The sequence below is a fragment of the Hymenobacter saemangeumensis genome, from assembly GCF_039541835.1.
Taxonomy (GTDB): domain Bacteria; phylum Bacteroidota; class Bacteroidia; order Cytophagales; family Hymenobacteraceae; genus Hymenobacter; species Hymenobacter saemangeumensis.
In genome coordinates this window covers 1-930 of sequence record NZ_BAABGZ010000034.1, presented here as the reverse complement: position 1 = coordinate 930, position 930 = coordinate 1, and the positions used below count along the sequence as shown (strand labels likewise).

Below are 930 nucleotides of genomic sequence, written 5' to 3'. Positions count from 1 at the left end.
GAAGCTGTTTAGGAAGTCGGGGTTGGGGCGATTTTGCGCAGCAACAGGACGGTAAAGGCGAGCCAGTGCCAAGCCAGCCAGTTTTGCAGGCCGGTTTCAAAGCGCACGAGCAGGGCTTTAAAGCCATCGAGCCAGGCGTTGAGGCGCTCGATGGCCAAGCGGCGGCGGTAGAGCTCGGGGTCGAGCAGCGTGTCGTCATCGGTCTGCCAGTCGGCCGCGCGGCGGTTGCGGGGAATGTTGGCCTCGATGCGACGTTGCGCACAGGCCTGGCGCAAGCTCATCACGTCGAAGGCTTTGTCGGCATTGAGAAACAAGCCCTCCAGGCGCAGCTCGGCCGCTTCGAGCACGGCGCAGAGCTCGGCAAAGACGCGCTCCAGCTCGAACGTATCGTGCTGATTGCCGGCCTGGGGCGTGGCCACGGCCAGTGGCAGGCCCTGGTCGTCGGCCAGCAACAGGGCATTGGTCGTGCGGCCCGCTTTGCGCCCCTGATACCCAATGGCTGCCCCGCCATTCTTGGCCAGCGTATGGCTGCCGTCGAGTTGCACGCTGGACAAGTCCAGGGACCGTCGATGCAGTCGAAGGCTGTTGACCCAGAGCTTCTGCCAGGCGCCTTGCTTGCCCCAGGCATTGAAATGATAGTACACCCCCTGCCAACTCAGCGGCGTGCCCGTGAACAGGGCTTTGACCGGCAGCCACCGCCACTGACAGCCGGTTTTGAGTTTGTAACTGATGGCCCCGACCACCTCCACCGGGTCGGCGGCGCAACGGCGGCCACCGGTTCGGGCAGGCAGGTAGGGCAGTATCCAGCGGGTAATCATATCTTTGGTGAGGACTTCCATGGCAACGGGCAAAAATGAGGTGGGTCGCACCCCAAATTTCGCCTCGTCGTGGAAGTCTTTTTTATTGGCACCCTACTTCCTAAACAGCTTC

General features: G+C 62.5%; 1 protein-coding gene. It reads right to left on the bottom strand.

Annotated elements, in window-relative coordinates:
* Positions 1-8 precede the first annotated feature (8 nt).
* Entirely contained in the window at positions 9-839 is an 831-nt protein-coding gene (locus ABD919_RS13825) for an IS5 family transposase (RefSeq protein WP_345236612.1), read from the bottom strand.
* Between the last annotated feature and the right edge of the window lie 91 nt (positions 840-930).

What these genes read in the sequence shown, in the direction of transcription:
- ABD919_RS13825 (WP_345236612.1), bottom strand. Translation starts at nt 839, where the DNA reads ATGGAAGTCCTCACCAAAGATATGATTACCCGCTGGATACTGCCCTAC.